The organism is Blautia sp. An46 (genome assembly GCF_002161645.1).
Classification (GTDB): domain Bacteria; phylum Bacillota; class Clostridia; order Lachnospirales; family Lachnospiraceae; genus Blautia; species Blautia ornithocaccae.
This window is the reverse complement of the sequence record NZ_NFIF01000011.1, coordinates 1-21,964: the sequence shown is the minus strand read 5'-3', so window position 1 is coordinate 21,964 and position 21,964 is coordinate 1. Positions and strand designations below refer to the sequence as shown.

Sequence of the window (21,964 nt, the reverse complement as noted above, 5' to 3'; positions counted from 1 at the left end):
GTTTTCTTAGTAATCAGATATCCAGCGCACAGCTCATTTCATACCACGGTACGCCTCCCCAGGTGGACTGGGACAGGCCATGATTGGTAAATCCCATTTTTTCATACATTGGGATCTTATCCTCCAGGCAGGTGAGGACCGCCATCTTTCTTCCCCGTTCTTTTTCCCTTTGAAGATAGACATGCATCAGCTCTCTTGCCAAACCCTGGCCCCGGTATTCCGGAAGGACGTCCAGTCCAAGGAGAATCACGTTTTTTCCCTGGGGCCGGTACAAAGTATTGTCATAGAAAAATTCATCCCGAAACCTGGATTCATCTGTGGCCAGCCCGCATAAAAATCCCCCAAGCTGTCCATTCTGCCGGTCAACTGCTACCAAAAACAGCTCCGGAACTGCCGCCGCCCGGTCTTTCATCATTTTCTCCGTACATGCTTCATTTGGCGGAAAACAGACCTGCTCGATCCTGGCAGCCTGATCTGCCTCCTCCGGACGAATATACCGGAACTCAAAACGTTCATACAACTTCTCCTTTGCCTGTCCACATTCCTTTTTATTACACATTATCCCTTATTCCTCCTTACAAGCGTCAATTACTTTTTAGCAACAATTTTATCCTGCTTTTCTCCGTTCTGTATAAAATCATCTTCCGGAAAATTCCTTGATATACTGTTCTGTCTTTTCCATGATGGTTTTTAAAATCTCCAGATCCTGCAGTGCATCCCCCGTCTCCATGGAATGATTGGCATGCTCTGTCAGATGCAAAGGCAGTCCTCTTTTCTCACATTCTGCGGAAATAACTTCTGTCTTAGCCCAGTCGTCTCCTGTCCCGTGAAAAACAATTCCCTCTGTGCCGATTGCCTGGAAAGAAGCTTCTACCGGAGTATAATAAATATGCCCTGCGCCTATCCCATATTTGACATCATAAGAAGCTGCCACTGCTGTTCCAATACTTTTTGAAATAAATAAAACATGGTCATAAGCATGAAAATCTATATCCGACAATCCTTCCGTTACATAAGCAAGAGCCTGCTCATAGGCAGCATACATCTTCTTCCCATCGCCCTTAATGCCAGAGGGCAGTACCCCATAATCTGCACAGACAATTTCATATCCATACTGTCCCGCCAGTTTCCTGCTGTAGTATAAAAGGGGCTTATCCACATGATAGCCTACTCCTGGAAATATCACTGCAATCTTTTTTCCCATTATCTCTATGCTCCTTTAATCTAAATCAATTTTTGCTGCCACATCACTTTTCCACAATTTCCGCTGTCAGCATGCCTCTCTATCCACATAAGTATCTATTGTCTCCACTTCTCATAATGAAATCTTGTCTTTCATAATTCGAATATGGTTTCGCTGATTATTATAATCTGCACTATCATAACTCATCTTTATCTTTAATGGTGGTAATAATTTCTCTGGATAAAACTTCATATCCCTGTCCATTGTTATAAAGTACCTTAATATCCTGTAGGAATAAAGGCAATTGTGAAATACTGATATCCTTATCCAAAATGCTGATAATAAGTGCGTCTTCTTCTATAAGTTTTTTAATAAACGCACTCATTTCATATTTACACCATTTAGATTCCAAAAAGTTGTTTGTGATCCAAAATATGATACTCTCAGCTTCCTCAAGTCCCTCCTGAACTTTATTAACTATAGAGTCTCCAATATGAATACTATATTTATCAAACCAGACCGGCAATCCTGCACTGCAGATTCTACCCATTTCTTTGTTTATAGTGCCTTCTCCCGGCGTAGCACCTAATAGTCTATATAACTCTAAAGTATGCTGCTTATTAGGTTTCCTTTTGCCATGTTCCCAAAGCCGGATTATCTCTTTAGAGCACTTTAATATACCCGCCAGCTCTTTCACAGACATTCCCCTGAGCTTTCTCATTTTCTTGATGATTTCGCCTATTTTCTCAGCTTTGCTCATTATTTTCCTCCTTTGCTTATTTTCCCAGAATTATATAATAAGAAAGCCGAAAAATGTCGCTAATCATTCTCTTTTTCTTTAAGCAATCTGCGGATAGAATTCCATGAAAATTTTTTATACAGTTAAAGTTTAGGCTGCATTTTATGCCGTCATACCTAAAATAATGCGGATCAGATTTTTATCCAGCATAATGGTCCGGTTCCAGGGATTCACGATGATCCCTTTCACCCCTTCTGTTTTTAAGACTGTTTCAAAAAGCTGCCTCATATTTCCCATAAAAGCAGACATAACCTTATCTGCCCCTTTCATCTCCTCTTCAAAACTGGTAAATGCCATCCACCAGATGCTTCCATTCTCCAGCTGAATCCCATGAATCCTTAGCTGGGAATCTCCCGTCCCAGGCTCTACAGCAACAATCAGTTCACCCTCCTCTTTCATCCGGCGGCGGATCACCGTCAGAGTATGGGCAAGCATCTCCTGGGTGGGTTCCTTCTTAAGGCCTTCAATAGCCGCCTCTATCTTCTCATTTCCTTGTAGTTTTTCGTCCTTCATTCTCTGTCTCCTTTTACCTTTATGAGCTCTCATATGATTAGTTGAATGTAGACTTATACTCTCCTTAACCTGTTTTCCTGAAATATTTCCCATATAAATATTCCTCTATTGTGCTTAATATGTATTGATATATTTTGGCGTCAACCTAATCTCATATTTCTACCCTCATCTGTATACTATAAGGCTACATCATACGGCTTTTCACCAGCTTCTGTAACCATCTATTACTTAAATATTTCTTGCATCACTTTATTTTCCATATCATCAATGCTATAAATGTGTTCCATTACTTCAAAGGTCTCCCTTAAGTTTCCTCTTGCACTTTTCCAGCCAATTCCATCTGTAAACCAAACAAATTCAAACCCTTCTACCGTTTCAGCCTCTTTCGATAACATTTTATAACTGCGAGCAGTTTCATTTAATTTTGAACCACCACCCGTGTAGAAATTTGTTTCAATAGCATATATAGTGCTTGCTGTCTTAACCACAAAGTCAAAACGTTTTGCTGCCTTTCCTTGATTGGATAGCGCCGATAAATCCTTGTTCCATCTCTTTTCAATGTCTACCAGGTACATTTCCTTGAAATAATTAACATCTTTCATAAAACCAGCTTTCTGTATATATTTTTCAACCAAGTCTTCCATCAAATGTCCTCCTCGATTTTTTCGTCCATTTGAGTCAAGACCAGTTTCAACGCCAGTTACATAGTCAACTAAATTGTTAATAAGATGGTTCTGCAATAAGTCAAACAGCCCTGTTTGTTCCATAAAATAGCAACATCTCTCATAGAACAAATGACTATTCGGTGGATATTTTTCAACTTTAAACCGGTATAGATAACCCCCGTTTTCATCTTGGCAATAAATCTCATTTTCTCTCTTCGCCAATAATATTGGAATCACTTTTAATGTTTCTGGATATTTTTTTAATACTTTGATAAAATCCTCTTTAATATTCTTGCTTCCAATCAGCGAATTAAGTATGTTCAGTTCAATTTTAATTTCGTCAACATTTCTATAAACTTTTTCAAAGTCAATATAGTAATCATATGTAGCGATACTTGCTCTGAATTTGCTTAACCATATATCAAAATCTCTTTCTTTCATTATGTATTTTCTCCAATCTCCGTTGCGTAATCTGTAAATATTCTTCGCAATTGTCAATACCTATAAATTTTCTTCCATAACGCAATGCAGCAACTCCTGTTGTACCGGAGCCACAAAATGGGTCTAATATAACTTGTCCCTCCTCTGTCGAAGCCAAAACAATCCTTTCCAACAAATATTCCGGCTTCTGAGTTGGATGCTTTCCTTCCTTTTTTTCAGATGGTTTCGTTAAACTTCCTGTCCAGACATCTTTCATCTGCTTACCGCCATTCATATCTTTCATAATCTGATAATTAAAAAAGTGCCGAGCTTTCTTATCATTCTTTTGTGCCCATAAAATGGTCTCTGTTGAATGAGTAAAGCATCGACACGCTAAATTTGGCGGTGGATTTGTCTTTTGCCATGTAATGTTATTAATAATTTTAAACCCTTCCTGCTCTAATGCCATCCCAATCGAATAAATATTATGTAGAGTACCAGAAATCCACATACTTCCATCCCGTTTAAGTACTCTCTTACACATTCTAATCCATTTTCTGTTAAATGCATGTTTTTCTGCAAAAGAAGTTTGTTTGCTAAATTCAATTTTATCCCATGAAGCTTTATTGACAGATACCATCCTCCCCCCTTGACATGTTATACCATCATTACTCAAAAAATACGGCGGATCTGCAAAAATCATATCTATGCTCTCTGCTTTGAGCTTCCGTAAAATTTTAAATGAGTCCCCTAATATGATGCAGGCATTGTCAGATTCATAATAATAAGATACTGTTTTTGCCGCCAACTCTTTCATTACATCACACCATCCTTAATAGTTGCAAATAATAACCTCTTCCCCCACTCGCTTAGAAGCATCAGAATTTATTAGGCGTTTTACACTTACCACATCAATTCGATATCCTTTATTACCATATAACTCATTAATAAGCTCTGTATTATGGTTTGTTAGCATACAGTAGCACCCTCTTGCCGTTAATTCATCATATAAATCCGCAAGTCTTTTATGACTCTCTATATCAAATCCTTCTTTTGTATAAGCTTCAAATGAAGTTGGATTTAACGGAGCATACGGACTATCAATGAATATAAAGTCACCTGCTTTAGCATTTTCACATGCAGTCTGGAAGTCACCTTCCAAAATCGTTACATGCTTCAAATATTCTGATGCTGCTCGAATAGAGTCAACATCAATAGACTGCTTCCTACTATTATTGTATGGAACATTGAATAAACCTTTTCCATTAACCCTATATAAACCATTAAAACAATGTTTATTTATAAATACAAATAATGCTGCCAATTCTATATCAAATTCATCTTTCATTAATTTGTCATTATAGCGCTCTCTTAGAGCATAATAATATTTTTTCCCATCTTCCCACATTTCTGAGTCCAGGTGCGTCACTGTACTAATAAAACTTTCTGGATCATCGCAAATTTGTTTATATGCATTTATTAATGCTTTGTTAATGTCATTGATTACAGCTTTCTCTGGCAATAATTCAAACACTACCGCACCGCCGCCAACAAAAGGTTCAAAATAGTTGTTGTACGTTTCGGGCATTCTTTCTCTAATTTGTGTTAACAACTGGCGTTTGCCACCTGCCCATTTCACAAATGGAGTTACACTGGAATTTTTCATTATCTATTCCTCATTTCTATATCAATAAGCTTATTATGCAAACATAGCACTTCTATATTATAGTTTGAAACAAACCAATTGACAACTGGAACCTTCTCTCAATGTGAATGTCCTTTACTTTTGAAATACGAAAATATACTCATGTGCCAACAATAAAAATTTATTTTTTTTACTCTTCCAATATGCTGTTGATTTGCAGTTATATTGCTTTTTTATGATAATTTCTTTAGATTGAAAGCCTGTATTTAAAAAAACTTCCATTGTGCGAAAGCCTAACGGAACAACCTTTCCATTTTTTCTTATGTCTCCCATCATTACTGCACAAATTTTCCCTTCTTTTAATACTCTAAAAGATTCTTCAGCAACTTTGTTCATTGCCTCTAAAAATTCTTCCGTTTTTAAATGGGAAATATCGCCTTCTATACTTTTGCTATATCGAATAATATCAGCATATGGCGGATGCGTACAAATAAGGTCTATTTTCTCATCTTTTATAAAATTAAGATTTGTTGCATTACCTTCTCGTACAAGGATTTTAGTTACTAAGTTGCTTTCAAATTGAATGTTTTTTTCTGAATTAGAAACGGATTGCGGATTGATGTCTACACCTACCGCATTTCGATTGAGCAGCTTCGCTTCAACAAGTGTTGTGCCACTCCCTGTGAATTGGTCTAAGATCCAGTCTCCTGGTTTAGAATATCTTAAAATTAGATTTCTGGGTACATACGGAGTCCAATTCCCCCTATATTTCCCTGAATGTGTCGCCCAACTTCCTCTTTCTGGAAATGACCAGATAGTGGTTTGTTCCAACTGAAAATTATTTGGTTGTAAATCTATATTGCATTCCTCCTTTGATTTGATATTTCTATCATAACTCATTTTCTTTCAAAAATCTATCTTTTTATTCTTTCACTATAAGTGAATTTATCTTCTTTTAATACCATGCAATAATATTCACATATAGTGAAAGGAGTATCCGCATGTACTTTGCCAACGATTCTGACTTATACCGAGTTATCGGTAAGAATATAAAATATTATCGTGAAAATTCTAAGCTTACGCAAATACAATTAGCAGAACTATCAGGAATCAGCATCAGTTATCTATCAAAAATTGAAGCTGATGGATGTAATAAAAGCCTTTCAATCTCTGTATTAAATGAAATTGCCAATGCCTTAAATATTGAAATTACAAACTTTTTCAAGGAGGACTTTCTTAATGACAATAAATGAAGCAAAGAATAAAATCAATGAATTAATTAACGTCCCTTTCAAAAATTATTTAAGTCCTGAAGATTATAATAATATCATCAAGAATAAAGGCAGAACCGGCCAAATCCTTGAATTAACCATCGGCTTACTTCTCTCTAATAGAACATTAGATTTTGTCGATGGAGAATTAAAAACAAATAAATGTGACCATACCGGAAAGCCCCTTGAAACAATGTTCATTACACAAACAGCCTCTATAATAGACGATTTATTAGATGTAAATCCTTTCAGAACCTCTAAACTCTATAAAAAACTGAATCATCTTCTCTACGTTCCTATCAGTAAAGATGGTTCACCCGATAAATGGATGTACTTGCCTCCTATTGAAGTAGATTTATCCAACTCTAAATATGCAGAGTTGGCCGAACAGCTGGAAGAAGATTATTATCATATTTGCAACGAAATGAACAGACAGCTTTCAAGTTCCAGTACAGCAATGCTACATACCGTAAATGGAAAGTTCATTCAAATTCGCACCAAAGATTCTAAACCGTATACACCAATTTATTCTAAAAAATATGGTCGCATTGTTTCAGATAAAAATCGTGCATTTTACTTCAAAAAGGAATTTATGCACTACATCAAAGCTCTTGAAAACAAATAAATATGTAATTATATCCCAAATTGACTCTATCTTTCAAAGTACTTATCAAAGTACTTAATTGAAGCCATAAAATATTGAATTTAAAATTTCAAACTTGTACAAACATAGCTGGCAATATTCTGGGAATTTACATCAATCATCCATCAAAGTTCGATAAGGTATAGTTAATTTTTCAAAATTAATTAGAGCATAGCAGCGTAAAGGCTTAACTGAGTTTATGCGTTCAGTTAAGCCTTTATTATTTGATTTACATTACCTGCAAACCACTAATTCATAGAAAAATGAATGCTCGAAAAATACTATTATTAGATTGTTATCAAAATAAATTTCTAAAATCTTAAAGTCCACAAAAATATTTATTTTAGGGGGCTCATTAGTCATTCGTTCTAGACATATTCTTTGTTTTTATAAATATATTTGTTTAAGTTTTTTGCAAATACACATTCTTTTTTACTCCAATTACACGTACATTTGAATCCATCTTTAAATACTTTATTTCCTCACTCCACATCTCCTGCTTTTTATCCCATCTTTACCTTCATCAGGGGCTCCCCGGCCTTGATGTTCCCGTGTGCAGCCGGTTCAATTATCTGAAAGTCTTCTGTATTGGTCACGATCATAATGACAGTGGCAGGATGTCCAGCCTCTTTAATCTTCTGAAGATCAACATGAAGAAGTTCCTGGCCTCTCTGTACACTCTGCCCTTCCTTTACTTTACTCTGGAACCCTTCTCCATTCATATCCACCGTATCAATGCCCACATGAATCAGGATTTCTACTGATCCCGCCTGGATTCCAACTGCATGCAGGGTATCCGCCAGATGCATGATCTTTCCGTCTGCCGGTGCAACGATTTTCCCGTCCACGGGATCAACACCGATACATTCTCCAAGTGCACCTTCTGAGAACACCGGATCCTGAATTTCCTGCATGGGAATCACCTTTCCTGCTGCAGGTGCACTGAGTTCAGATGGAGACTTCTGCTCATCTTGGACATCAGCCTCTTTTCTGACTTGGGATTTCTCCTCTTTCTCATCTTCCGGCTTTCTGATCAGTACATATGCCAGCCCAAAGGAGATCGCAAGTGTCATAACCCAGCCAATTGCTGCGTATCCAAACCACGGGCCAATATATGCCGGGATACTGAATATACTGGATGTGATATAGCCAAACAATCTTACTCCGAAGGTTCCGATAAAAGCACTTCCAACTGTACTTGCAACTGTTGCGGCTATGAATGCCTTTTTATATTTTGTCAGGACGCCAAAAAGTGCCGGTTCTGTAATACCCAGGATTCCTGAGATGACTGAGGAACCCGCGATCTGTTTTTCCCTCTGCGTATCTGCCTTGAAATAGCAGGCGGCAGCTGCACCCACGATTGCAAGATTTGCAATAAACATCATTGGCATCAGCTGATCATAGCCAAGTGTAGAAAAGTTCTCCAGTGCTACTGGCGTCATTGCATGATGCATTCCTACAAGAATCGATATTGGTCGGATCGCACCCATAACAATACCGGCCAGAGTAGGTGATACCGAGAAAAGAGAACCTATAATCCATGCAAGGCCTTTACCGCAGTATATTCCGACAGGTCCTACTACCAGCAGTGTAAACAGTCCGGCTATAAACAGAGTGATTGTGGGGACAACCACTGTTTTTGCCGCCGAAGGAATAATTTTATCCACCCATTTATGGATATAACTCAGTCCCCATACACCAAAGATGATGGGAATTACCGAACTGGAATAATTAAACACCGGAACCGGAATCATCCCAAACAGCATGAATGCGCTGATTTCTCCCGCCTGGGCCGCCTCTATCATAGTGGGATACATGATGATCGCTGCTATAGCAACAGCCAGATACTCACTGGTACGGAACTTTTTCGCCGCAGATACCGCAAGGAAAAAGGGAAGGAAATTAAACACACCGCTGGCCAGCATGTCGATTACTTTATATGTATCTGTAGTATTTGTGATCACACCAAGGGCCACCAGTCCTCCCATAAGACCTTTGATCATGCCCGCTCCTGCGATTGCGGGAACCACTGGCCCGAAGATACCCGATACTACATCCATAAACCAGGTGACAAAATCCTTTTTCTTTTCATCCAAAGCGGCTTCCACCGGAGCATTTGCGTCAATCCCGAGCTGTTCTACCAATTCTTCATAATATTTTTCAACACCGACTCCGATCACGATCTGGAACTGCTCCTTTGCAAACGCTGTTCCAAGTACACAGTCCATCTTTTTGATTGCCTCAACATCAATCTTCTCTTTGTCTTTGAGTTCAAAACGCAGGCGCGTGATACAGTGCCATGCATTTTTTACATTTTCTTTTCCTCCTACATATTGCAGGATCTGTTTGATTCTTTCCTTTATTTCCATTTGTTATTGCCCCCTCCTAACGGGTATTTACTGGACACTATTCTTTCTGCGAAGCAGGTCCTTGGGACGCCTCTCCGCTGCTTGTTCTTCAAGTTTGCTGCAGCCTTGATGACTAAACAATATCATCGGACATTTAATTTTGCAACTGTCCAATCCAGCATTTCAAATTGCCAGAATCCCTTTGTTTTACAGTGTTTTTCTGTTATATATTTGTAAAATTGGACTGAAATTTTACGTAAAACCAAGCCCAAAAAATACACCGGTTGTATTTTCATTTCAGATATGTTGTAATGATTACGTAATGAAAAAGCTGCTGACCTTGATATGATAGAACAGACATATAAAGGAGATTAGAAAAATGACACCTGTAATTATCACAGATATCAAATGTTATGTAGTCAGACCGGACCGACATAATCTTACTGTAGTTAAAGTCTTCACAGACAAAAACGTTTATGGTCTGGGATGTGCAACATTCCAGTTCAGACCGCTGGCTGTCAAAACAATCGTAGAAGAATATATGAAGCCTCTTCTTATAGGGAAAGATGCAAACAATATCGAGGATCTCTGGTACCTTATGTTCTACAATTCCTACTGGCGCAACGGCCCTGTACTCAACAATGCGATCTCAGGAATCGATATGGCGCTGTGGGATATCAAAGGAAAAATGGCTGATATGCCTTTATACCAACTTCTGGGAGGAAGAGCCAGAACTGCGGTTCCTGCTTACACACACGCAGTAGCAGATACCATGGATGACTTGTACAAAGAAATTGAAAAGATACGTTCAAAAGGCTACCGTCATATCCGTTGTCAGCTGGGATTTTACGGTGGGAATCCGGACGACCTGAGAACTCCAAAGCAGCCGATCCCCGGAGCCTATTTTGATCAGGACGATTATATCCGCAACACTCTGCGTATGTTCCAAGATCTCCGGGCAAAATACGGCGATGCCTTCCACATATTGCATGACATCCATGAAAGGCTGACTCCCATCCAGGCAATCAACTTTGCCAAAGAAGTAGAGCAGTACCACCCTTATTTTATCGAGGATATCATGCCCCTGGACTGCAATGAATGGCTTGCTCAGCTTCGTTCCCAATGTGCCACACCTATTGCTGCAGGAGAGCTCTTCAATAATCCGAAAGAATGGCTTCCTCTTGTGCAGAACCGTTATATTGACTATATCCGCTGCCATGTTTCCCAGCTTGGCGGAATCACGCCTGCAATTAAACTTGCTCATCTCTGTGACGCATTTGGCGTGAGGATTGCATGGCATACGCCATCAGATATCACACCTGTAGGGTTGGCTGTCAACACTCACCTGAACATCCATTTCCACAATGCGGCCATCCAGGAAAATATTGAACTAAAAGAAAATACCAAAAGCCTGTTCCCCGGATATAATGAAGCAGAAAACGGATTTTTCTATCCAATTGAACGCCCCGGTATCGGAGTCGACTTTCTCGAAGAAGCAACAGCAAAATATCCATGTACCTATCGTGCTCACGAATGGACGCAGAGCCGGATTCCAGACGGAACACTTGTAACCCCTTAAACATATATCACAGACGAGGAGAAAAATATGTCATCCCCGAAAACAGAATTCATCGTCGAAGATCTTATCAGTAAAATCTATCAGAAAAGATACAGCAGCGGCAAGCTTCCCCCTGAGCGGGAGCTTGCTGAGCTGTACAATGTTTCTCGTTATACGATTCAAAAAGCATTAAAACAGTTGATCGGCATGGGCCTTCTGAATCCCCGGCAGGGAAACGGCGTTTTTATCAATGAAAAAATGTCCGGCAATCCGCTTGTGTTTAACTCTGTCACACAGGTCCCCTACAAGGATCTGAAGTCTCAGATGCTATATCTGAAAAAGGTTCCTGCCCTACCTAAATTGCAGAGAATTTTTAATCTGCAGGATAATGAGATGGTATGGGAATTTTGCCGGATACGAATCGTAAATTATCAGAAGACCCAAATTGAGACTGGATATATTCCCTGTACTCTTTTTCCTGTTATGACTTCAGAAGTAATAGAAGATTCTATCCAGAATTTTGCCCTGGAAGAAGGATACCGTATCTCTCACTTTATGACTAATTACAGCTCCACTCAGCTCACACGGGAGGAAGCGGACATTCTAAACTGTCGGAAAAACACCCCTGCATTTCTGATCAAGTCCAGAGGTTTCCTTCGTGACGGTTCTGTTTTCGTTTCAAGCGAGATTATTGCCATTAATTATGAGTGTACCTATGTAGTTCCTTTTAATAAAAATATATTTCATAAAAGACGCAGACCCGGTTAAGGCTCTGCGCCTTTTATTTTTAAGATATAATCTTTCTGTCACACAAAAGTTGATGGGAATAATGCAATCTGTAATGCAATAAAATCGGAAAAGAGCTGTAAAGCCCTGTGGAACAGGGCTCTACAGCTCGGCTCGAATTATTCAAACTCGCAAAATCAAATTTAGTTCTATACAGTTTTGTATAGGAGATTTGGTTTTATTTGATTTTATTTATTTCCAACTGTCATATCTCTATGGCCTGTTTCTGCTAGTGTTATCAATCTGTTATCACGATTTTGTTATCAAAATTACAGCTATATTTCAAATTTTAAATCTAGCATTTGGCAAATTAATCAATACAACCACTTCCCAATACCACACTCGCAAAATCATCTCCAATAAGTAACGCTTTATTACTATTGTCTTTAAGTTCTAATATCATTTGATGTTTAAACTCATTATAGCTTAATAAAGTATATATCACCTCTAGCGAATCATACCCTTTTCCCACATAAAAATTAATTGTATCAATTAAGGAAAATCTATATGCAGGTGCGGTGTTGCCTCATCCAGATGGAGATGAGCGGAAAACACACGCAAGGCAGGATTCCGTTCCTGAAAACCTTTTATATATTCATCCCATATTCTTGCTGCAATCTGTCCATCAGGCGTTTCCGCTCCCATATCATTTTTATTTCCAATCTGAAGGATTATCTCATGAAATGGTTTTTCCTGCTTTCCAGAACGGATTTTTTCATAATGATTTTCGATCTTTCCTTGTCTGCTTTACATTATACCTTTCAAGTGCCTCATCAAATAATTCATGGTATATTTCTTGAATATCCTGATTGCAGTATTCCACATTCCAGTGACTCCGTTTCGGATCTGTATTCTTTGCATGGAATTTTCTGCTGTTGTGGTTGACAAAGCCTTGCCCTGTTATAAAGCTGATTGTCCTCTTCAATAACTCTCCTTTCTCCCTTTTCTACGAATCAGCACTGTATTCTCTTCCGGCCAGTAATCTGCCATATCCAGAGCGGAAAGTTCTCCCACCCGAAGCCCCAGACAGAAAAGCAGCTCGATTATACACATATTCCGGACAGCCAGTCTTTCTTTATATTCTGACCAGGCCTGCTGATACTGGAAAGTAGCCGCCAGAATCAGCTCTTTAATCTCTTCCCTGGATAATGTCCTGGGCAATGTCCTTGGCAACTGAAATTTTCTGGCCGTGAACCGGAAGAAAATCTCATTTAAGTTCAAAACCATTCTGAGATAATCACAATACTGCTGAATGGAAACATATTTTCTGCGGATAGAACGGGGTGCTAATTCTATCTCATTCTGCATATAAAAAAATATTCATAGATGCTCCGGTCATTGATATCCCCGTAATGCCGTCTTTCCAGCCACCTGGAAAAATTCTGCAGGTCATTTTTATAGGCATACAGGGTATTGGATGACAAGTTTCTCTGCACAAAAAGCATATCAATAAAGTCCTGGATCAGGACTTCCTGTTGTTCCTTATTATATTCCATAGGCCCCTCCATTTTTCTCCTATCTGTTCATACAATTCCAATGATACCTTCTTATCCTTTTACTGTCCGGGGAGGGTGTCTGAAGAAAAATCCCGGAGGCTTCCGTTCCCGCTGTCTGTCCATATCATACCTTATATAAATTATAGTGTATGGATGGCCGAAAAAAAGGACCCTGCACTGTCTTTTCAAAGGCAGTACAAAGTCCTTTCCCTTCTTTTTTCTCTTATGCCAGTCCCTTTTCCTCTAACCAGTTATCCAGAGTCCTTTTTCCTCTTTTCATCTTAAGGGTTCGGATCTGGAACTCCAGAATGGTCAGCAGGGTAAAGACGATCCACAAAACGGTCAGGAATATTACGGCTTCCTGAATACTTTCTCCTCCTGATATGGTACTTCGGAAGGCTTCCACCGTATAAGTGAACGGTACCCAGTCATGAAGATAAGGGACAAAGCTTCCGGACAGTTCCAGGGGGTAGGTTCCCACAGAACCTGCCAGCTGGATCACCATAAATACCAGCATCAGGAAACTTCCCACTTTGCCAAAAGTATTGGTAAAGAAATACATCACAGACATAAAAGCCACCGAAGCCAGACAGGCCACCGCCAGGGTTTTCCCCATTTCCACCGGCTCAAAACCGTCACACAGATGAAGCATAAAGATCATCACCGCTGCCTGGAGCAGGGCAATCAGATACAGTACCGATGCCTTGCTTCCCCACCAGGCCAGACCGGATTTCAGCTTTCCGCTGTACTTTGTCAGCGGATACATAAGACTAAAGGCAATACAGCCTACCCAAAGTGCCACAGACATCATATAGGGGGCCATGGCATGGCCGTTATTTTCTACCCTGGTGATCTGTGTTTCTTTTGTTTCCACAGGAGCTGCAAACATATCCGCCGTATCTTCTCCTTTATTCGTATCCCGGATCTGTTTTGCCCCCTCTGCCAGACTGTCTTTTAAAGTCCTAGTTCCTTCCGCCAGCTGTTCAATCCCGGATCCAAGAGTTTTACTTCCATCATGAAGCTGGGAAGCTCCGCTGCTGATCTGGGAGGCTCCGTCCTCCAGCTGTACCGCTCCTCCAAGAAGAGCCTGATTGTTTGCAGTAAGCTGGCCGGTTCCCTGGGACAACTTGCTGGTTCCGGCTACCAAGGTATCCATACCCGCCGAAAGAGTTCCTGCTCCCTGAGAAAGGGTCTGGGCTCCTGTCTTCAGACTTCCAGTTCCCTGTTTCAGATCCTTTGCTCCCTGGGACAGCTGTTCCACTCCCTGGGAAAGAGCCGGAAGCTGTCCCTGCATTTCCTGTACTCCTTTATCCAGTTCAGAACTCCCCTGTACCAGACGGCCAAATCCCTCATCCAGCTGCCCGGCTCCCTGTACCAGTGCTTCCGTTCCCTGTGTCTTCAGTGCTCCGGCTCCATCCTTTGCACTCTGGATTCCGCCGGCAAGTGCAGGTGCCGCCTCAGTCAGCTGTTCTACTCCCCGGTTCACTTCTCCACTTCCCTGGGTAAGACGGTCAGCACCTTCCCTCAGCTGAGACAGACTGTCTCCAACCTGTGTGCCGATTCCGCTCTTCAGCTGCTCCATGCCGCTGTCCACTCCTGCCAGATACTGTTCTCCGGCTGTTTCTGTCTGAGCAGACAACTGTCCCAGACCTTCTGATAATGCCTGAAGACCCTTTACCACACTGCTCAGGTCTGTAGAATTTTCCCCTGCCAAACCGGCCCCGGTCATATCCCGGGCCTGCCGGGCTGCCTCTGCCATGGTCTGCTGATCCTGAGACAGGGCGGCACTGCTGTTCCCAAGAGCCTGAGAAGCTTCCTGGAGACGGCTTCCCGCCTCATTGGCTGCATCGGCGTTTTGCTGTGCAGCTGCCACTGCCTCCCAGGCAACGGATGCCACTGCATCTATATCTCCTGAATCAATTGCCTGCTGCAAGGAATCACTTAAATAAGAGGCGTCTGTACTTTCCACACCTCCCAGATTTTCTGCCGCAGCCTGGGCTGCCTCTGCCTGGTTTCCGGCTTCCTGGGCATTCCTCTCTAAAGTATCGCCCAGCTGGTCCCCACTTCCTGTTTCCTGGGACATGCTCTCCGTTCCCTGAATCCCCGCAAGGAGCTGATCGGCACTGGATTTTAACTGGTCCGCGCCCTCTTTCACAGAGTCAAAAACCTGTTTTCCTCCATCCTGCAGCTGTCCGTTTACCTGATCAATACTGGCAGAAATGCCGGGGACTGCCTGTTCTTCCAGAAGCTTCATTCCCTGGGAAAGCTGAGCTGCCCCTTCATAAACCTCATTTGTACCTTCCTGAAGTTTCTGTGTCTGCCCGGGAAGCTGGGATGCTGCACTGTTCAGCTGATCCAGTCCTTCCTGTAAAGATGCAAGACCCCTGTCTGTCTGTTCAGCTCCTGCCTTCAGACTTTTGCTTCCCTCTCCCGCTGTCTTGACACCTGCGGCAAGCTGGGAAGACCCCTGGGATAATGCCCGGACTCCCTGAGAAAGTCCCGGGATCTTTCCTTCTAACTGTCCCATGCCCTCTTCCAGGGACTGGGCTCCTGCATCCAGGCTTTCACTTCCGCCGGCAAGTTCTTTTGCCCCGCTGTCCAGGGTTTTCGTCCCCTTGTTCAGTTCACTGGCCCCATCCTGAAGTTCACGTGCTCCCTTGTCTGCGGCTGTTACTCCATCTGTATAAGTCTTTAGTCCCTCTTCCATGGTCTGACTGCCATCTCTGAATACCAGAGTACTCTCTGCCAGAACCTGTAAATTCTCTTCGATCTGTTCATTTCCTGAGGCAAGTTCCCGGATTCCCTCCTGGAGCTTCCCGGAACCATCTGCCGCTTCCTCCATTCCGTCCCCGGCCTTACCGATCTGTTCAAAAACCGCTTCTGCATAAGTGCGGGTAACTTCTTCCCGGACAGAACTCTGGATTTTCTCCATAGCTGTCTCACTCATCTTAGAAGCAATGTAATTGATACCCGGGTTTGTTTCATAAGAAAGTTCCATTTTTTCAGGTTTTTCCCGGGTAAGGGTGGCCGCATTGGCTGAAAAATCCTCCGGTATGGTAATGACCATATAATAACTTCCGTCTTTCAGCCCCTGCCGGGCCCTTTCCTTATCTGTAAAAGAAAAATTCAGAGAACCGTCCTCTTTCAGATTCTCCACCATTTCTTTTCCTATGTTTAATGTTTCTCCCTCATATTCTACCGATTTATCCTCATTCACCACAGCCACGGGCAATTTGTCCATATTGCCGTAAGGGTCCCACATGGATCCCAGAAAAAGGGTGGTATAAATGGTAGGAATTGCAATAATCGCAACAATAACTACCAACATGAGTTTATTACTCAGCAGCTTTTTCCACTCTAGTTTCAGCATTCTCCTGTCTCCTTTCTGTCTGCGCAACTAGTTATTGTTTAATAGATATTATGTTGATTATTTACACATACCGCATTATACTAGGGTTATAAATACCTTACAACCGACAATAATCCTTCGTCATGTCTATTAATAGGCAAAATGTCTATCTAGTGTCTATGGTTTATAATTTTTTTATATTTTCGAAAGGAGAAATCTATGAAAGAAAAAACTGACCGGAGAATCCGCAAAACAAAAGCCCAGCTTCGAGCCGGGCTTGCAAAACTTATGCAGGAAAAAAGTATTAAAGAAATTACTGTAAAAGAACTGGTAGAGGAAGTGGATATCAACCGTTCTACTTTCTATCTCCATTATACGGATATTTTCAATATGCTTTCCACCATTGAAGAAGAACTGCTGGAAGAGATCCGCCAGACCATTCAGAATCATCCGGTCAGTCCCTTTAACGAATCCAGCTTTCCTTTTATTGAGGATATTTTTCATATCCTGGCAGAAAACAAAGATATCTGCAGCGCCTTGCTGGGGCCAAACGGGGATATCGCGTTTATCCATCGCATTGAAAATCTGATTTCCACCCACAGTCTTAACGTACTGCGCCGGACTTTTCCGGACACTATTGAAGACCTGAAATATTCCTATTCTTTCTGTCTTTCCGGCTGCATCGGTCTGGTGAAAACCTGGCTGACCTCCGATACCGATGAAACGCCTCAATATATGGCCCAGCTCACCTTCCGGCTGATCATGAACGCCCTCCGTCATATGTATCCTGATAACACGCCCTCACAGACACCTCTGTCAGGTTCCAAAAGCCCTCTGCCGGAATAGATCCGGCAGACACTTCTTCAGGATCTGTGTCTGACCGGGATTTTTATTGCTTTTCCAGAGCTTTCTGATACTCTTCCTTCAGTTCTTTGATTTTTTCCTCCTTTTCCCTGTCATAAAGCTGATTGTCCTCTTCAATAACTCTCCTTTCTCCCTTGTCGGGTAGTAATCAGCGCCGGATACGGCGCATAAGCTTTGTTACTTTCGTCGAAAGTAACGCAAAAGCACTTTCGACAGCCGTTCCGTCCGTCAAAAGCTGCCTTTGCGCCCTGCCGGGAGCTTATCCGTCCTACGGACGGAGCGGCTGCCCCAGCCGCCTTGCTTCCGCCGCTATCGCTTTTCGTATTGCGGGCACCACATTTGCCACTGTGCTTTCCCCCCATCCCGCAAGCCATACCAGCGTCCGCATTTCTCCTTTTGTCAGTTCTACCTCTCCAAAAATTTCATTGAGCATAGCAATCTGTCTCGTCTCCATCTCATAAAATTTTTCATTAACATTCCGTGTTCCACGTTCCGGCTGGATAATCATAAAATCCCTCCTTCCGCCTTGTCCGCTATCACAGGAGCGTGACACGCTCCTGTTTTATATCATCAAAGAAAACTTTACCAGCGGAAACTGTTCGGTATCCCCCGCCTGTCCAAATATTCCTGCCGGGCTTTCTCCCGTTCTTCCTCTGTCAGAGCAGTCTTAGACTTCCCATATAACTCACGTAACACCAGTGCATCCAGTTTCTTCTCCAATCCTATCCTTATCTCACCCTCATGGTTGTCGTCCTCCATCAGATGATAATGAATCAGTTGCACAAACAATTTCTGCGGTATCTGTACCTGTTTCATCCAAATCTCCTTTCAAGGTGGCAACATTACCTGTTCCTAAAGAAATGGTAATCTTGCCATGTTGATTTATTGTTCCGGCAATACCCACGACCAGTGTCCGCCGGGTTTTATCGACTGGACGCCAAGAGCCTTCTTCGCATTCCAGAGTGTCTTCCCTTTAATCCCACGGTTTTCCGCCTCTTTAAGGATTACATTCTGTTCAACTGCCCCGTCTGCCAATATCTCAAGCAGGAACTCTTTCGCCTCTTTTATCTTCTGTCCACGGTTATTGCCACTCAGCAGATCATCCGCACTGATGTCATATTCCCCGATCCATTCAAATCCGTTCTCTTTATCCAAGCGAAAAGCGATTGATTTTCCCTCTGGTGCAAGGGAGCTTTTTACATGGCAAACTACTCTTGTTTCCGGCTCGTTCTTCACACGCCCTACGATCAGAACGCTCCTTGCCGCAGCCTGAAAGTCAATAGAGCCAAGCCCCCTATATGAAGATTTTCCGGTGCTGTTCTTGTTCATATGACCGATCAGGACAACCGCACAGTGATATTTTTCCGCCAGCACAGACACCCGTTTCATCAGTGGACGGATTTCATTTGCCCGGTGCATATCTACTTCCGCCCCAAGGAAACTCTGGATCGGATCTAAAACTACAAGACGGGCGTTTGTCTGCCGGATTGCCTGTTCCAGACGTTCATCTAACATAGTCAACGGCTGTTCACTGTCATCAATGACAAGCACTTTAGAACAGTCTGCCCCTGCCGCCAGAAGACGGGGCTTTATAGTATCTCCCAGCCCGTCTTCTGCGGTCTGGTAAATCACATTGACTGGCTCGTCTGCCTTTTCTGTGGGTTCTTCCTCTCCCTTCTTTACCGGAAGTACAGGCTCGCCTTTTGTCAGCTTTGCTATGATCTGCAGCACCATTGTTGTTTTCCCCTCTCCGGGATCGCCCTGTATGATTGTGACTTTCCCATATGGGATAAACGGATAGAGCAGCCATTCTACCTGCTCCACCGCAACATTCTCCATATTGATCAGCCGGAGTCCCGGCTCTGCTTTTCTGTTTTTCAAATTTACCTCCATTTCTGGTTGAAAGCATTATGGGACTCTGGTAGAATACAGATAGATTGATTTTGGTATTTTACCAAGTCCTTGCCTTTAGGTGTTTGCCGACACTTAAAGGCTTTTTTCATCTTTCATACCCTGCATTGTCTTTGTAATCAGTTCAATTGTATCTAATAAATCTCTGGAAACGCCGGCGTCTGCCTCTATGCGTTCCAACTGCTCCAATACCTTTTCCAGTTCATTTTTCAAAGCCTTGTACACTCTTGGATTTCCCACCACTACAATCTCTTTTTCCTGCAGGCGGCGGACAATATAATCCTGCTTTGTTAATCCCGATAACCTTACAGCTATCTCAAGCTGCTCGTCTTCTTCCGGCGATACCCGGAACGCTACAATCTTATTTCTCCAGCGCCCTTGCCTGTCCAAAACCTTTACTGACATAATTTGTTTTCTCCTTTCTCTGTCTCACTTCTAATCCTTTCAATATTGAGCTTGTCTGCCATTTCTGTCTGCTTTGAAGGAAACAGGTGTGCATATCGGTAAGTAATCTTTTCGCTTTCATGCCCCACCCGATCTCCAATCGCCAGTGCAGTAAAACCCATATCTATCAACAAGGAAACATGGCTGTGACGAAGGTCATGGATTCTGATCCGTTTTACCCCAGCAGCTTTGCATCCCCTGTCCATCTCATGAGATAAATAGTGTTTTGTAACCGGAAACAATCGATCTGTGGGTTTCAAACTGTAATACAATTTCATACAGTCCTCCATTTCCTCCGAGAGAAACTGGGGCATTTTTATTATTCGATTACTTTTCTTTGTTTTTGGACTGGTAATTACATCCCTGCCCTTTAATCGCTGATAGGATTTATTGATCGTGACTGTCTGGTTATCAAAATCGAAGTCCGCTGGTGTCAATGCCAACAGTTCCCCCTCCCTGATGCCACACCAATACAACATTTCAAATGCATAGTAGGAAAGAGGTTTATCCATCATCTCTTCAGCAAATTTCAGATATTCTTCTTTCGTCCAGAACAACATTTCTTTGTTTTCTTCCGCTCCCATGGTTCCTGCCTTTCTCGCCGGATTGATATTCAGATCATAGTAGCGGATCGCATGGTTGAAAATAGAACTCAACTGTCCGTGGATTGTTTTCAGATAGGTGGGAGATACGGGCTTACCTGTTTTCCCTTTCTGGCTCCGCATTTCATTCTGCCAGTCGATCACATCTTTTGCCGTGATCTCAGACATTTTTCTCTGCCCCAGATAAGGAAGAATTTTGCTTTGAATAATGCTTTCCTTAGTAAGCCATGTGTTTTCTTTCAATCGTGGACGCACATCTGCCTCATACAACTTGCAGAAACTCTCTAACGTCATATCCATATTTGCCTGTTTCTGCAACTGAAACTGCCGTTCCCACTCCTGCGCCTCCCGCTTAGTAGCAAACCCACGCTGGCATTTCTGCTTACGCTCCCCTTTCCAGTCTTTATAGCGCACCATTGCATACCAAGTTCCATTTTTCTCAGTTTTGTATACCGGCACTTCTAATTCCTCCCTTCGTATGACTGTGTACCGTAAAACTGTTCATAAAAAAACTTGCGGTCAATCCTGCCGGGAATTGTAACACACCCTGTCTTTTCCAGTTCTTTGTTGAGTTTTCGGATCAATTTGTAAGCATAAGACTCGGAAACATCCAGCGCCTCCATGACTTCGCTCACTCGCATAAACATTTTCTCCATAAGCTACCTCTCTTTCTTATTTATTCTATACATTTTTGTATAGTCACATATTACTATACTTTTCTGTATTGGTCAAGTGGTTTTACAGAAATTTCTATACTTTTTTGTATTGGTTTTTCTTGATTGTTCCTATACTTTTATGTTATACTCAACCTATCAAAAGACTTCAGATAGGAGAATGGTTATGGCTATTGGCGAAAGAATCCATTATTTCCGGCTGCTCCGTGGCTTTACACAGAAATATCTGGGCAAACTTCTGGGTTTTAGCGACTCTCAGGCAGACGTCCGTATCGCCCAGTATGAAAAAGGCGCACGCAGCCCGAAAGAGAAATATTTAAACGCACTGGCACAGATTTTTGAGGTATCGCCTCACGCTTTGAATGTTCCCGATATTGACACGGATATTGGACTTATGCACACTCTCTTTACACTGGAAGATACCCGTGGTCTGAAAATCGGAAAACTGGACGGCGAACTCTGCCTCCGACTGGACAAAGACACCGGAATGACCTACCACAGTATGTGGGATATGTTTAACGCATGGTATCAGCAGGCAGAAAAACTGGAGTCCGGCGAGATCACCAAAGAAGAATACGATCAGTGGCGTTATACCTATCCTAAAATGGAGGCTGAACAAACCCGCCAGGAATTGGACGCTCTGCGTGAAAAGCGAAAAGCTGAAAACAATACAGGTAAGTAGGTAATCATCCGTATCTTGACAAAATATGAAAATCCCCCAGTATTTACCGGGGGAAAATTAGTCTCTCATTTTTTCAGTTTGCTGCGGCAGTCAGCCGGCAGGCTGTTGGAC

Annotated in this window: 24 protein-coding genes and 1 pseudogene; 6 read left to right on the top strand and 19 right to left on the bottom strand. The window is 42.1% G+C overall.

The window, feature by feature from the left end; genetic code table 11:
* Positions 1-13: 13 nt before the first annotated feature.
* From B5G00_RS10260 to B5G00_RS10225, 8 genes are all read right to left on the bottom strand, one after another.
* Positions 14-559, bottom strand: a complete 546-nt coding sequence (locus B5G00_RS10260) for a GNAT family N-acetyltransferase (RefSeq protein WP_204247443.1) — start codon at positions 557-559, stop codon at positions 14-16.
* A 78-nt stretch (positions 560-637) separates the two neighbouring features.
* Positions 638-1,204 carry a hypothetical protein gene (locus tag B5G00_RS10255; protein WP_087272433.1) on the bottom strand — a complete coding sequence of 189 codons (567 nt, stop codon included), beginning with the start codon at positions 1,202-1,204 and terminating at the stop codon, positions 638-640.
* Positions 1,205-1,379: 175 nt separating this feature from the next.
* Entirely contained in the window at positions 1,380-1,943 is a 564-nt protein-coding gene (locus tag B5G00_RS10250) for a TIR domain-containing protein (RefSeq protein ID WP_087272430.1), read from the bottom strand.
* 141 nt (positions 1,944-2,084) lie between these two features.
* The gene (locus B5G00_RS10245) at positions 2,085-2,495 is read right to left on the bottom strand and encodes an SseB family protein (protein WP_087272427.1); all 411 of its coding nucleotides are present in this window, start codon (positions 2,493-2,495) and stop codon (positions 2,085-2,087) included.
* Positions 2,496-2,719: 224 nt separating this feature from the next.
* Positions 2,720-3,601, bottom strand: coding sequence for a type II restriction endonuclease (locus B5G00_RS10240; RefSeq protein ID WP_087272424.1), 882 nt, complete (start codon positions 3,599-3,601; stop codon positions 2,720-2,722).
* Positions 3,582-4,397 (bottom strand): DNA-methyltransferase, encoded by an 816-nt coding sequence (locus B5G00_RS10235; protein ID WP_087272422.1) that lies wholly within the window; start codon positions 4,395-4,397, stop codon positions 3,582-3,584. The genes B5G00_RS10240 and B5G00_RS10235 overlap by 20 nt, the downstream gene beginning before the upstream one ends.
* Positions 4,398-4,412: 15 nt before the next feature.
* Positions 4,413-5,246, bottom strand: a complete 834-nt coding sequence (locus B5G00_RS10230) for a DNA adenine methylase (protein WP_087272419.1) — start codon at positions 5,244-5,246, stop codon at positions 4,413-4,415.
* A 114-nt stretch (positions 5,247-5,360) separates the two neighbouring features.
* A complete protein-coding gene (locus B5G00_RS10225) occupies positions 5,361-6,125 on the bottom strand; it encodes a TRM11 family SAM-dependent methyltransferase (protein ID WP_087272416.1) in 765 nt (254 codons plus the stop codon).
* 101 nt (positions 6,126-6,226) lie between these two features.
* Here B5G00_RS10225 and B5G00_RS10220 point away from each other — a divergent pair, with 101 nt between their 5' ends.
* A complete protein-coding gene (locus tag B5G00_RS10220) occupies positions 6,227-6,478 on the top strand; it encodes a helix-turn-helix domain-containing protein (RefSeq protein WP_087272413.1) in 252 nt (83 codons plus the stop codon).
* Positions 6,465-7,121, top strand: coding sequence for a MutH/Sau3AI family endonuclease (locus B5G00_RS10215; RefSeq protein WP_087272410.1), 657 nt, complete (start codon positions 6,465-6,467; stop codon positions 7,119-7,121). Before B5G00_RS10220 ends, B5G00_RS10215 begins: the two co-directional genes overlap by 14 nt.
* A 521-nt stretch (positions 7,122-7,642) precedes the next feature.
* Here the strand turns inward: B5G00_RS10215 and B5G00_RS10210 are convergent.
* Positions 7,643-9,508, bottom strand: a complete 1,866-nt coding sequence (locus tag B5G00_RS10210) for a beta-glucoside-specific PTS transporter subunit IIABC (protein ID WP_087272407.1) — start codon at positions 9,506-9,508, stop codon at positions 7,643-7,645.
* 358 nt (positions 9,509-9,866) lie between these two features.
* Between B5G00_RS10210 and B5G00_RS10205 the strand changes: the two genes are divergently transcribed.
* Together B5G00_RS10205 and B5G00_RS10200 are read left to right on the top strand one after the other, a co-directional pair.
* Positions 9,867-11,066, top strand: a complete 1,200-nt coding sequence (locus B5G00_RS10205; protein WP_087272405.1) for an enolase C-terminal domain-like protein — start codon at positions 9,867-9,869, stop codon at positions 11,064-11,066.
* Positions 11,067-11,093: 27 nt separating this feature from the next.
* Entirely contained in the window at positions 11,094-11,813 is a 720-nt protein-coding gene (locus B5G00_RS10200) for a GntR family transcriptional regulator (RefSeq protein ID WP_087272402.1), read from the top strand.
* 516 nt (positions 11,814-12,329) lie between these two features.
* Here the strand turns inward: B5G00_RS10200 and B5G00_RS19810 are convergent.
* From B5G00_RS19810 to B5G00_RS10180, 4 genes and pseudogenes are all read right to left on the bottom strand, one after another.
* A pseudogene (locus tag B5G00_RS19810) lies at positions 12,330-12,735 on the bottom strand (plasmid recombination protein); the annotation flags it as partial.
* A gap of 17 nt (positions 12,736-12,752) precedes the next feature.
* Positions 12,753-13,139 (bottom strand): hypothetical protein, encoded by a 387-nt coding sequence (locus B5G00_RS10190; RefSeq protein ID WP_140403141.1) that lies wholly within the window; start codon positions 13,137-13,139, stop codon positions 12,753-12,755.
* The gene (locus B5G00_RS10185; protein WP_158229568.1) at positions 13,124-13,327 is read right to left on the bottom strand and encodes a site-specific integrase; all 204 of its coding nucleotides are present in this window, start codon (positions 13,325-13,327) and stop codon (positions 13,124-13,126) included. The genes B5G00_RS10190 and B5G00_RS10185 overlap by 16 nt, the downstream gene beginning before the upstream one ends.
* A 223-nt stretch (positions 13,328-13,550) precedes the next feature.
* Positions 13,551-16,697, bottom strand: a complete 3,147-nt coding sequence (locus B5G00_RS10180) for a YhgE/Pip domain-containing protein (RefSeq protein WP_087272396.1) — start codon at positions 16,695-16,697, stop codon at positions 13,551-13,553.
* 198 nt (positions 16,698-16,895) lie between these two features.
* On the opposite strand from B5G00_RS10180, the gene B5G00_RS10175 reads away from it, so the two are divergent.
* On the top strand, positions 16,896-17,522 hold the full coding sequence (locus B5G00_RS10175) for a TetR-like C-terminal domain-containing protein (protein ID WP_087272393.1): 627 nt from the start codon (positions 16,896-16,898) through the stop codon (positions 17,520-17,522).
* Between the two features lie 286 nt (positions 17,523-17,808).
* Here B5G00_RS10175 and B5G00_RS10170 read toward each other — a convergent pair whose 3' ends face one another.
* From B5G00_RS10170 to B5G00_RS10145, 6 genes are all read right to left on the bottom strand, one after another.
* On the bottom strand, positions 17,809-18,048 hold the full coding sequence (locus B5G00_RS10170; RefSeq protein ID WP_087272390.1) for a hypothetical protein: 240 nt from the start codon (positions 18,046-18,048) through the stop codon (positions 17,809-17,811).
* 74 nt (positions 18,049-18,122) lie between these two features.
* The gene (locus B5G00_RS10165) at positions 18,123-18,356 is read right to left on the bottom strand and encodes a complexin-2 (RefSeq protein ID WP_164496693.1); all 234 of its coding nucleotides are present in this window, start codon (positions 18,354-18,356) and stop codon (positions 18,123-18,125) included.
* A gap of 66 nt (positions 18,357-18,422) precedes the next feature.
* On the bottom strand, positions 18,423-19,433 hold the full coding sequence (locus B5G00_RS10160; protein WP_087272384.1) for an AAA family ATPase: 1,011 nt from the start codon (positions 19,431-19,433) through the stop codon (positions 18,423-18,425).
* Positions 19,434-19,526: 93 nt separating this feature from the next.
* Complete coding sequence (locus tag B5G00_RS10155; protein ID WP_087272381.1) at positions 19,527-19,856, bottom strand: plasmid mobilization protein; 330 nt, start codon at positions 19,854-19,856, stop codon at positions 19,527-19,529.
* Entirely contained in the window at positions 19,847-20,956 is a 1,110-nt protein-coding gene (locus B5G00_RS10150; protein ID WP_087272378.1) for a site-specific integrase, read from the bottom strand. The genes B5G00_RS10155 and B5G00_RS10150 overlap by 10 nt, the downstream gene beginning before the upstream one ends.
* A gap of 2 nt (positions 20,957-20,958) precedes the next feature.
* A complete protein-coding gene (locus B5G00_RS10145; protein WP_087156620.1) occupies positions 20,959-21,153 on the bottom strand; it encodes a MarR family transcriptional regulator in 195 nt (64 codons plus the stop codon).
* Positions 21,154-21,337: 184 nt separating this feature from the next.
* Here B5G00_RS10145 and B5G00_RS10140 point away from each other — a divergent pair, with 184 nt between their 5' ends.
* Positions 21,338-21,853 (top strand): helix-turn-helix domain-containing protein, encoded by a 516-nt coding sequence (locus tag B5G00_RS10140; RefSeq protein WP_242971332.1) that lies wholly within the window; start codon positions 21,338-21,340, stop codon positions 21,851-21,853.
* Positions 21,854-21,964 lie beyond the last annotated feature (111 nt).

Excerpts from the sequence above, each read along its gene's own strand:
- B5G00_RS10165 (WP_164496693.1), bottom strand. The coding sequence starts at position 18,356 with ATGAAACAGGTACAGATACCGCAGAAATTGTTTGTGCAACTGATTCAT.
- B5G00_RS10145 (WP_087156620.1), bottom strand. The coding sequence starts at position 21,153 with ATGGAGAAAATGTTTATGCGAGTGAGCGAAGTCATGGAGGCGCTGGAT.
- B5G00_RS10250 (WP_087272430.1), bottom strand. The coding sequence starts at position 1,943 with ATGAGCAAAGCTGAGAAAATAGGCGAAATCATCAAGAAAATGAGAAAG.
- B5G00_RS10205 (WP_087272405.1), top strand. The coding sequence starts at position 9,867 with ATGACACCTGTAATTATCACAGATATCAAATGTTATGTAGTCAGACCG.
- B5G00_RS10230 (WP_087272419.1), bottom strand. The coding sequence starts at position 5,246 with ATGAAAAATTCCAGTGTAACTCCATTTGTGAAATGGGCAGGTGGCAAA.
- B5G00_RS10235 (WP_087272422.1), bottom strand. The coding sequence starts at position 4,397 with ATGAAAGAGTTGGCGGCAAAAACAGTATCTTATTATTATGAATCTGAC.
- B5G00_RS10220 (WP_087272413.1), top strand. The coding sequence starts at position 6,227 with ATGTACTTTGCCAACGATTCTGACTTATACCGAGTTATCGGTAAGAAT.
- B5G00_RS10225 (WP_087272416.1), bottom strand. The coding sequence starts at position 6,125 with ATGAGTTATGATAGAAATATCAAATCAAAGGAGGAATGCAATATAGAT.
- B5G00_RS10140 (WP_242971332.1), top strand. The coding sequence starts at position 21,338 with ATGGCTATTGGCGAAAGAATCCATTATTTCCGGCTGCTCCGTGGCTTT.
- B5G00_RS10260 (WP_204247443.1), bottom strand. The coding sequence starts at position 559 with ATGTGTAATAAAAAGGAATGTGGACAGGCAAAGGAGAAGTTGTATGAA.
- B5G00_RS10240 (WP_087272424.1), bottom strand. The coding sequence starts at position 3,601 with ATGAAAGAAAGAGATTTTGATATATGGTTAAGCAAATTCAGAGCAAGT.
- B5G00_RS10170 (WP_087272390.1), bottom strand. The coding sequence starts at position 18,048 with ATGATTATCCAGCCGGAACGTGGAACACGGAATGTTAATGAAAAATTT.
- B5G00_RS10255 (WP_087272433.1), bottom strand. The coding sequence starts at position 1,204 with ATGGGAAAAAAGATTGCAGTGATATTTCCAGGAGTAGGCTATCATGTG.
- B5G00_RS10215 (WP_087272410.1), top strand. The coding sequence starts at position 6,465 with ATGACAATAAATGAAGCAAAGAATAAAATCAATGAATTAATTAACGTC.
- B5G00_RS10155 (WP_087272381.1), bottom strand. The coding sequence starts at position 19,856 with ATGTCAGTAAAGGTTTTGGACAGGCAAGGGCGCTGGAGAAATAAGATT.
- B5G00_RS10245 (WP_087272427.1), bottom strand. The coding sequence starts at position 2,495 with ATGAAGGACGAAAAACTACAAGGAAATGAGAAGATAGAGGCGGCTATT.
- B5G00_RS10185 (WP_158229568.1), bottom strand. The coding sequence starts at position 13,327 with ATGGAATATAATAAGGAACAACAGGAAGTCCTGATCCAGGACTTTATT.
- B5G00_RS10200 (WP_087272402.1), top strand. The coding sequence starts at position 11,094 with ATGTCATCCCCGAAAACAGAATTCATCGTCGAAGATCTTATCAGTAAA.
- B5G00_RS10180 (WP_087272396.1), bottom strand. The coding sequence starts at position 16,697 with ATGCTGAAACTAGAGTGGAAAAAGCTGCTGAGTAATAAACTCATGTTG.
- B5G00_RS10175 (WP_087272393.1), top strand. The coding sequence starts at position 16,896 with ATGAAAGAAAAAACTGACCGGAGAATCCGCAAAACAAAAGCCCAGCTT.
- B5G00_RS10160 (WP_087272384.1), bottom strand. The coding sequence starts at position 19,433 with ATGGAGGTAAATTTGAAAAACAGAAAAGCAGAGCCGGGACTCCGGCTG.
- B5G00_RS10210 (WP_087272407.1), bottom strand. The coding sequence starts at position 9,508 with ATGGAAATAAAGGAAAGAATCAAACAGATCCTGCAATATGTAGGAGGA.
- B5G00_RS10190 (WP_140403141.1), bottom strand. The coding sequence starts at position 13,139 with ATGCAGAATGAGATAGAATTAGCACCCCGTTCTATCCGCAGAAAATAT.